The sequence below is a fragment of the Bacillus sp. 7884-1 genome (assembly GCF_002272245.1).
Lineage (GTDB): Bacteria > Bacillota > Bacilli > Bacillales > Cytobacillaceae > Neobacillus.
Genome location: NZ_NPDD01000282.1, coordinates 1 through 9,071, shown reverse-complemented (window position 1 = coordinate 9,071; position 9,071 = coordinate 1). Strand labels below are relative to the sequence as shown.

Here is a 9,071-nt window from a genome sequence, read left to right as displayed (position 1 = left end):
GTTACTGTTTTTTTCCAAACTTTAAATTCGTCAATTTCTACTGATAATTTTTTTAACGTAAAGGTAATCACTGCGGCGTCATCAAGTATCCCTAAGCCAACGAGAAAATCGGGAACTACATCCAATGGAGAAACGAAATATAAGATTGCCCCAATAATCGTTAAGATTGTAGCGGGGGAAACGTTACGATATTCGCCTTTGGAATAAGCTTGAACTAAATCAAAAAATAGTTGGAGCTTTTCCCAGGCTTCTCCTAAAGTACCTTTGTTATTTTTCGCCTTTAGGATCGCCTTTTTGAGTAACCCCTCGGTCTTTTTGGGGTTATCGAGGTATCCCTGTGCACCTTCTTGGTGTTTTTTTGCTTCAAAATCAATTTTTGAATCAATCATTTACATACACTTCCTTAAGTGGAATACATAAAGTTAGTGTACCTCAGGAACATTCATTTCATTTATGCAGAAACATTATCATTTTTTTCAGAAGTATTCCCACAGACAATTTCTTCAACCTCGAAGCCTTCAAGTGTTTCTTTCTTTAATAAGCTATCAACTAAATGCTGATACTGATGATAATGACTCTTAATAAGATTTTCTGCTTTCTCTATCCCTTTTTCAAACAGTTCCTGCATCTTTACTTCCTTATCCTGTTTGTTAAATGTAAGGGTGAAACCACCTTGAAGCATACCGGTGTCTACCATTTGTTCGATAATTTTCTTTGCTTGTTGCACGTCTCCACTGACACCAATACTATGTTCCCCAAGAAGCATTCTTTCCGCGACACCGCCAGCTAGTACCATTGCAACTCTGTCTAATAGGTCGCTTGTTGTGGATAAATGAAGTTCTTTTGGTATTGGTGCCACATAACCGAGTGCCTCACCTCGTGGGATAATGGTAGCTTTTCTTACAGAACCTGGCTTTGTTAATGAAGCAACAATAGCATGTCCTGCTTCATGAATGGCTACACGACGCTTCGTATCGAGATCCTGTAGAGAACGAGAAGTACTTCCTAATATGGTTCGGTCAAGAGCATAATCAAGATCACCTTTTGTTAACACTTCTTGCCCATTTCGTACTGCACGTCTGCTGGCAGTTTCAAATAATGACTGTAGCTCTGCTCCAGAAAAGCCGGAGGTACTTTCAGCCAGTGCATCTAAAGTGGCTAATACTTCATCACTTAGTGCTTTTCCTTTTGTATGAATATCAATAATTTCACGTCTTCCTTTTGTATCAGGGAGTGGGACTTGGAAGGTGAAATCAATTCTTCCTGGCCTTAAAAATGCTTCATCAAGCATATCTTTTCTGTTTGTGGCAGCAATAAACAATATACCATCATTTGAATGCCCGCCATCAAGCTGAACGAGCAGTTCTGTTAATGTTTTTTCTGCTTCTTCACCGCCATGGGCTTTTCGTCTCCCCGCTAAGGCATCTACTTCATCAATAAAGATAACAGCTGGACCTTGCTTTCTTGCAGTCTGGAACAAAGAGCGGACCCTGCTCGCACCAACACCAACGAATAATTCATTAAAAGCAGAACCGCTGGCTGAGAAGAATGCTGCATTTAGTTCACGGGCAATTGCTTGAGCCAGTAATGTTTTTCCTGTACCTGGAGGTCCATATAAAAGAATACCTTTTGGTGGTTTAATCCCCATTTTAATGGCTCTCTCAGGTTCTTTAAGTGTTGAAAGTGTTTGAAGGATTTCTTCCTTCATTTCTTCACCAATTCCACCAACGTCTTCTAAACTAATGGAAGGAAGAGGGCGTGCCTGTGAAACGCTGCTCTTCATTGAATTTGAAAGCCCGAAGCCACCTTTTGTTTTTTGAAGTACTAAAGCTGTTGTGACAAGGGCAAGTAGTATACCTGCCATAATCCACTTTCCAAAGGTGCTGCTATTTGAAAATGAGTAATTTATATTATATTTTTCAACCAGCTTGTCAACCATTTGGCTATTTGGAGGGACATGTGATTCATATTTATGGTCACCGGCTTCAAGTTGAAGGCTGCCATCTGAATACTCAGTTAGTGTAACTGATTTGCCATTTTGGTTTTGAATTGTATTTTCTACTGAAGAAAAAGGAATTTCTATTTTTTTATTTGTTGTTTGGATAATCCAAGTAATACCTGCCATTACTATTAGTAACGCTGCAATGAGCGGAATTATCTTTGAAACTAGTTTTTTACTTTGATTCACTTATAGTCATCTCCTTGAACAGAGTCTTACTCTATTATAAAAGGAAAATAACAAAATGGGATGTGGGAATGGCTGGAAATGAATTTCCAATTGAGCTGCATTAAAGGATTGCAAATTTTACCGTGAGACTATAAGATTAAGGGTACGAGAAAAATTTTTTGATTGTTAAAAGAGAGGAATTTGAAATGGGTAACAAACTTAAAGAAGAAGTACTATCACGCAGAACCTTTGCGATTATTTCTCACCCGGATGCCGGGAAAACAACACTTACAGAAAAATTATTATTGTTTGGCGGAGCTATACGCGATGCTGGAACAGTAAAAGCAAAAAAGACTGGTAAGTTTGCGACAAGTGACTGGATGGAAATTGAAAAACAACGTGGAATCTCAGTAACATCCAGCGTTATGCAATTTGACTATAATGATTTCCGTGTAAACATTTTGGATACACCAGGTCACCAGGATTTTAGTGAAGATACCTACCGTACGCTAATGGCTGTGGATAGTGCGGTAATGATTATCGACTCTGCAAAAGGGATTGAGGAACAAACCTTAAAGTTATTTAAAGTCTGCCGGATGCGTGGAATTCCTATCTTCACATTTATTAATAAGCTGGACCGACAAGGGAAAGCGCCATTAGAGCTGCTTGCTGAATTAGAAGAGGTACTTGGAATTGAGACTTATCCCATGAACTGGCCAATTGGGATGGGTAAAGAATTTCTTGGTATATACGACCGATATTACAACCGAATTGAACAATTTAGAGTAAATGAAGAAGATCGTTTCATTCCATTAAATGGTGATGGAGAAATAGAAGGTGATCATCCTTTAAAGATTTCAGGATTGTATGATCAGACACTGGAAGAGATTATGCTGTTAAACGAAGCTGGTAATGATTTCTCTCCTGAAAAAGTAGCTGAGGGAAAGATTATCCCCGTTTTCTTTGGAAGTGCATTAACGACTTTTGGGGTACAAACCTTTTTAGAGACATACCTGCAATTTGCTCCACCTCCTAAGGCTCGTAATTCATCTATGGGAGAAATTAATCCACTCGCTGAGCAATTTTCGGGGTTTGTCTTTAAAATTCAAGCAAATATGAATCCGGCTCATCGTGACCGGATTGCGTTTGTTCGGATTTGTTCGGGTAAATTTGAACGGGGAATGACAGTAAATATTCCGCGATTAGGTAAACAAATAAAGCTTTCTCAATCCACTTCCTTTATGGCGGAAGAAAGAAGCACGGTTGATGAAGCTGTCAGCGGGGACATAATCGGCCTTTACGATACTGGTACTTACCAAATTGGAGATACGATTACCTCCGGTAAAGAGAATTTCCAATTCGAAAGGCTTCCGCAATTTACACCTGAGCTCTTTGTTAGGGTTTCTGCTAAGAATGTAATGAAACAAAAATCCTTTTATAAAGGAATCCAGCAGCTAGTTCAGGAAGGAGCTATTCAGCTTTATAAAACCGTGAAAACAGATGATTATTTGTTAGGTGCTGTTGGGCAATTACAATTCGAGGTTTTTGAACATCGGATGAGAAATGAATACAATGCTGAGGTTTTGATGGAACGTATGGGATCTAAAATAGGAAGATGGCTTGAAGGAGATATCGTTGATGAAAATCTTTCAAGCTCAAGAAGTCTCCTTGTTAAGGATCGCTTTGATCAGTATGTCTTTTTATTTGAAAATGATTTTGCGCTTCGTTGGTTCCAAGAAAAAAATCCAAGTGTGAAGCTTTATAACCCAATGGATCAGCAGGACTAAGTGTGACGGGATATTCCCGTCATTTCTTTTGGGTGAAATATACTGAAAATTCTGACTTATAACTTGACTATATTTTTAGGAACGACATACAATTAGTACAAATGAAATTAACATATTTGGGGGGATTATGATGGAATATGGGTACTTTTTTACAGGATTTCCGGGTTTTATTTGCAACCAATTAATTCGGGAGGTTTTAAAAAAGAATGATTTAAAAGGTGTTATATATGTACTAGTTCTTCAAGGGATGATGGATAAAGCAAGGAAGGAACGTCAAGCTATTATGAAAGAAATAGGTCTGAAGGATGAAGCATTTGTCCTTATAGAAGGTGATATTACCCAGCCATCTCTCATGATTTCAAACGATAACCATGAATACCTAAATGGAAAGATAACACATGTATTTCATCTTGCTGCGATTTATGATTTGGCAGTACCAAGGGATATTGCCAATAAAATTAATGTGAATGGAACAAAAAATGTGAATAATTGGGTAAGAGGATTGACTCAATTAAAACGTTATGTGTATTTTAGTACGGCATATGTTGTAGGTACTCGTGAAGGAACTTTATATGAGACAGAGCTTATTCGTCCTACAAGTTTCAAAAATCATTATGAGGAAACAAAGTATGAGGCTGAAGTTTTAGTGGATAAACTAAAAAGGGAAATTCCCATTACTATTATTCGCCCTGGAATTGTCAAAGGTCACTCACAAACTGGAGAGACGATTAAATTTGATGGCCCCTATTTTATGATGAATTTTTTAGACCGATTAAAATTTCTTCCTATGCTGCCGAAATTGGGCAAGGGAGAAGCATATGTAAATTTAGTACCAATAGACTATATCATTCAAGCAACTACTTATCTCAGCTTTTTGGAGAAAGGGATTGGTAAGACCTATCATTTAACGGACCCTCGTCCTTATCGTGCGGCTGAAATTTACACCTTTATGATGGAGGAATTGATTAATAAGAAACCGATGGGTACCCTCCCATTAACAGTTGGTAAATGGTTTCTTTCTATAAAGCCGATGAGAAGGTATCTCAGGGTTGAAAAAGAAGCACTAGATTATTTCACCTGGATGGGTCATTTTGATTGCACACAGGCTGTGAAAGATTTAAAGGAATCAGGAATTATGTGTCCTGATTTTAAAGATGGTCTAAAGCCAATGACTGCCTTTTACCTAAAACAAAAGGATAATCCAAATTATCAAATACCTATTTTATGATTGTATCTAAACGGTATTATTTAAAATATTTCTCTTTTCTCGTTTAATCGGTCCGTTACTGGTAAAACTAATTTGGAAGTAACTTACATCAGAAGCGAGATAGAAAAATGAAAAAACTGAGTAAATTGGAAGCAGTCTTATGGAGTATAGCCTTTCCAGGATTCAGTCAGCTATTAAGTGGCCAGTACATCAAAGGTATTTTGTTTGTGATACTAGAATTTATTATAAATATGAACAGTCATTTTAATAGTGCAATCATGTACAGTTTCCTTGGTGAAATTAAACGGGCTGAATCGGTCGTAAACTATCAGTGGCTAATGTTTTACCCGTGTGTTTATATGTTTTCAATGTGGGATGGATATCGTTATGCAATGCCGCTTGAGGAAAAGTATTCTTATTTACCATTTGTATTTTCTGCCTATTTTGTCACAGTTGGATTAATGATTTCACCAAAGGTTACCATCTTTAATGTTCATCCAGGTCCTGTCTTTTTACCAATGTTATTTGTCATTCCGGGGTTACTTATTGGATTTTTGATAAAGTGGATATTAAAATCTCGAAATTAGCTGCCAATCAGAATCTGATTAGTAGCTTTTTTGTTGAGAATTTTTTAGATGCCCCCATAAAAGGGTGCTAATTAAACGTACATCTTTAGTGGAAAAAGGGTGTTAAAAAACAATGAGGTGAATAAATTGGAGAAAAAAACAGAATATAAGTCAGTAAATAAAATCACAAAAGGTGCGCTAGCAATTATTCTTGCAAGTACAGTGGTATTTCCAGGTGCAAATGTTTTCGCTGATGAAACAACCAGTGAGACAGCTATAATAGATCTTCAAGAAGATTCAAACTCTGATAGTGATAAAGTAGAAACACCATCATTATTACCAGGGGACTTCTTCTATTTTTCGAAGATATTAATAGAAAAAATTCGCCTTGCTTTAACGATAGATGATATTAAGGAAGCAAAGTTAATTGCAGATTATGCAACGGAGCGCCTTGAAGAGGCGGAAGCGCTGTTTGTTGATGGAAACGAAGAAGCAGCCTTAGAAACAATGAAAAAAGCAATTGAGAATATGGAAAGTGCAGACGATCAAGTGACCGCTGTAGATGATGGTGCATCTGATGAAATAGTTGAAGAGAATAAAGAAATCGGAGATGTAAAAGAAGTTCTATCCCAAAATATCATCGCCCTTACCGCAGCCATGGAAAAGGTGAAAAACCCCGTTGCGAAAGCTGCATTACAAAAGAATATAGAAAAAAGATATGCAAAGGTCTCGAAGAAAATGGAAAAATGGGAAAAGAAAAATGAAAAAATGACAAAAAAAAATAAACTAGAAGACACGGAATCTGCTCCAGAGACACTTGTAGAGTCTGGTTCAGAAAAGGTTATTCCTGAAGTAACTGAGTCTGTAGCACCACAATCAACTAAGAAAGAAATTCACCAATCGGCGGTACAAGATAAAAAACAAGCAAAACAGGTAATTCTACAAAATAAGCAGGAAGAAAAGGCGGTAGCAAAAGAAGCAAAGGCAGAATCAAAGAATTCTATTAAGGAAAAGAAAAAAGAAAATAACGGCAAAGGAAATTAATAGAAATCTAGAATAATAAACAGGAAAAGATAGCCTTTCTTGGGGCTAATTTTTCCCCCTGCGCTTTACCCCCATAAAATCCAAGATGACAGCCGTATGGTATAATTGGGTTATTGTGAGGTGAGGCAATGCTAGGTTTATTGTTTTTAACCAAGAATAAAAAACGAACGTTAGAAGAGTCGGTTCTTTTAATTCAACAAGGGGACCGCTTACTATTAAATGAAATAATAGATTCTTATAAACCCTTTATTGCGAAAAATGTTTCTGCAGTATGTAAACGATATATTTATGAAACCGATGATGAATTTAGTATTGGTCTGATTGCCTTTAATGAGGCTATTGAAAAATATTTACCTGAGAGAGGAAGCTCTCTGCTTAGTTTTGCTGAAATCATAATCAAGAGAAGAGTTATTGATTATATTCGGAAACAAACGAAAAATCAACACGTCAGTATCGACTTAACCTATTCATCACTTGAGGATGAGTCAGCAGGCATGGAAATTGTGAACGAGCTGTCCCTCGAGGAATATAAGAAAAAATCTGATGAAGAGTTAAGAAAAGACGAAATTATTCAATTTCAAGCATTATTAACTTCATTCGATTTAAGCTTTAGCGATTTAGTTGAGAATTCACCTAAACATGCAGATGCAAGGGAGAATGCCATATTAGTAGCTAAGCTTTTAGTTGATGATAGGGAATTAAAAAGTTCTCTAATTGAAAAAAAACGCCTTCCGATAAAACAGTTAGAAAAAAAAGTGAATGTCAGTAGAAAGACGATTGAGCGAAACCGAAAATATATTATTGCGATTGCACTTATATTATCGAATGATTATGTATATTTAAATGATTATTTAAGGGGGGTGCTAGAGACATGAGAAAGGGAATTGTCATGGAAGTTGATGATCCTTATTTGACACTATTAACTTCAGACGGAGAATTCTTTCGTGCCCGTAAAATGGATAGGCTTTATTCAATAGGTGAAGAAATAGATTTTTATCCTGTTACTGATTATCAAAAAAGGAAAGAGAAAATTGTATTTAAAAAGTTTTTTACTTTAAAAACTGTTTGGATGTCAATGGCTGTTCTAATCATATCTTTAGGATCTATTATTCCAGTGTATCAAAATAATAAGGCATATGCCTATATTTCTATTGACGCTAACACTAGTATTGAAATGGGACTAAATAAAAACATGCAGGTAGTTGAACTCAACGGGTTTAATAAAGAAGCAGAACAAATCATTTCTCAGTTGGATGATTGGGAGAAAAAAGATGCTTCGGAATTATCTGCAATTATTGTTGAAGAATTAAAAGATGAAGGATATATTTCCCAAGCTGAAACAGTTGTGATTTCAACAGTAAAGACACATCAACTTAAAGATAAAGCGGCAATAAAACTGCAGGAGAATATTGCTGAAATCAAACAAACCGTTGATAAACATCTAGTTGAAATAAATATGTATACAACCACTGAAGCAGAAATAGAGAAAGCACAGGACTCAGGTGTTCCAGTCGGGGTATATCATAAAAATAAAAATAACTCGGCACAAAACAGGGAAAAAATAAAGCAAAAAGATAATGTTCCCCCTGTACCTACAACAAGTTCAACCATGCCGCCAGGTCAGGTCAAAAAGCAAGAGCAGAATAATAGTAATCTAAATCAAAATCAAAGTGAAGATAACAATCAAGTTGCACAAGAACAAGGGGATGGTATGCAAAATTCACCATCGGATAAAAACAATAACGGTAATAACAATGGTAAAGAACATCGAAATAGTAATCAAAGTAAACAGAAAGAGAATAAAAATATCAATAAACAAGAAAAACCAAAAACAAATAATCATAATAAAGCAATTAAACACGAGAATAATGGGAAAAAGTAAGTCCGGCAAATTTGCCGGACTTTTTCCATGTTTATTTAGTTGAAATTATTGTTGTTGACCAGCCATTTGTGCTTGAGCTTGTTGTACTAGCCTTTTTGTAATTTCGCCGCCAACAGAACCATTTGCACGGGAAACTGTATCTGAGCCTAAATTCACACCAAACTCTTGTGCAATTTCATATTTAACCTGATCAAGATATTGCTCTATTCCTGGAACTAATAATTTATTGCTGCTGTTAGCCATTCTTTTCAACTCCTTAGTATCTATACAGAGATAAATTTCTTTTCTCTGTAATTGTATTATGATTCAATTCTGTTTTTTAATAAGTGGTAATGTTTTGCGGAAATGGATACTTATTATTATTTTGGCAGTGTTAAACGTGTCTGTTGATTTCCGCTCCAGGCACTTCGCTTTCCGC

9 protein-coding genes are annotated in these 9,071 nt (G+C 36.2%); 6 read left to right on the top strand and 3 right to left on the bottom strand.

Going from position 1 to position 9,071, the window contains the following annotated elements:
• Window positions 1–389 (bottom strand): YkvA family protein (locus tag CHI06_RS27935; RefSeq protein ID WP_095251903.1); only part of this gene is annotated, 389 nt, incomplete at its 3' end.
• A 62-nt stretch (window positions 390–451) separates the two neighbouring features.
• A complete protein-coding gene (locus CHI06_RS27930) occupies window positions 452–2,188 on the bottom strand; it encodes an AAA family ATPase (protein ID WP_095251902.1) in 1,737 nt (578 codons plus the stop codon).
• A gap of 185 nt (window positions 2,189–2,373) precedes the next feature.
• On the opposite strand from CHI06_RS27930, the gene CHI06_RS27925 reads away from it, so the two are divergent.
• The 6 genes from CHI06_RS27925 to CHI06_RS27900 all read left to right on the top strand — a co-directional run bounded on the left by CHI06_RS27925 (window position 2,374) and on the right by CHI06_RS27900 (window position 8,653).
• Window positions 2,374–3,954 carry a peptide chain release factor 3 gene (locus CHI06_RS27925; RefSeq protein WP_095251901.1) on the top strand — a complete coding sequence of 527 codons (1,581 nt, stop codon included), beginning with the start codon at window positions 2,374–2,376 and terminating at the stop codon, window positions 3,952–3,954.
• A gap of 127 nt (window positions 3,955–4,081) precedes the next feature.
• The gene (locus CHI06_RS27920; protein ID WP_306453854.1) at window positions 4,082–5,182 is read left to right on the top strand and encodes an SDR family oxidoreductase; all 1,101 of its coding nucleotides are present in this window, start codon (window positions 4,082–4,084) and stop codon (window positions 5,180–5,182) included.
• Between the two features lie 107 nt (window positions 5,183–5,289).
• Window positions 5,290–5,748 carry a hypothetical protein gene (locus tag CHI06_RS27915; protein WP_095251899.1) on the top strand — a complete coding sequence of 153 codons (459 nt, stop codon included), beginning with the start codon at window positions 5,290–5,292 and terminating at the stop codon, window positions 5,746–5,748.
• 126 nt (window positions 5,749–5,874) lie between these two features.
• Entirely contained in the window at window positions 5,875–6,771 is an 897-nt protein-coding gene (locus tag CHI06_RS27910; RefSeq protein WP_142301041.1) for a DUF5667 domain-containing protein, read from the top strand.
• A gap of 128 nt (window positions 6,772–6,899) precedes the next feature.
• Window positions 6,900–7,646, top strand: coding sequence for an RNA polymerase sigma factor SigI (sigI, locus tag CHI06_RS27905; RefSeq protein WP_095251897.1), 747 nt, complete (start codon window positions 6,900–6,902; stop codon window positions 7,644–7,646).
• A complete protein-coding gene (locus CHI06_RS27900) occupies window positions 7,643–8,653 on the top strand; it encodes an anti-sigma factor domain-containing protein (RefSeq protein WP_095251896.1) in 1,011 nt (336 codons plus the stop codon). The genes sigI and CHI06_RS27900 overlap by 4 nt, the downstream gene beginning before the upstream one ends.
• A gap of 45 nt (window positions 8,654–8,698) precedes the next feature.
• Here CHI06_RS27900 and CHI06_RS27895 read toward each other — a convergent pair whose 3' ends face one another.
• Entirely contained in the window at window positions 8,699–8,896 is a 198-nt protein-coding gene (locus tag CHI06_RS27895) for an alpha/beta-type small acid-soluble spore protein (RefSeq protein ID WP_095251895.1), read from the bottom strand.
• Between the last annotated feature and the right edge of the window lie 175 nt (window positions 8,897–9,071).

Excerpts from the sequence above, each read along its gene's own strand:
- CHI06_RS27925 (WP_095251901.1), top strand. The coding sequence starts at position 2,374 with ATGGGTAACAAACTTAAAGAAGAAGTACTATCACGCAGAACCTTTGCG.
- CHI06_RS27920 (WP_306453854.1), top strand. The coding sequence starts at position 4,082 with ATGATGGAATATGGGTACTTTTTTACAGGATTTCCGGGTTTTATTTGC.
- CHI06_RS27915 (WP_095251899.1), top strand. The coding sequence starts at position 5,290 with ATGAAAAAACTGAGTAAATTGGAAGCAGTCTTATGGAGTATAGCCTTT.
- sigI (WP_095251897.1), top strand. The coding sequence starts at position 6,900 with ATGCTAGGTTTATTGTTTTTAACCAAGAATAAAAAACGAACGTTAGAA.
- CHI06_RS27900 (WP_095251896.1), top strand. The coding sequence starts at position 7,643 with ATGAGAAAGGGAATTGTCATGGAAGTTGATGATCCTTATTTGACACTA.
- CHI06_RS27895 (WP_095251895.1), bottom strand. The coding sequence starts at position 8,896 with ATGGCTAACAGCAGCAATAAATTATTAGTTCCAGGAATAGAGCAATAT.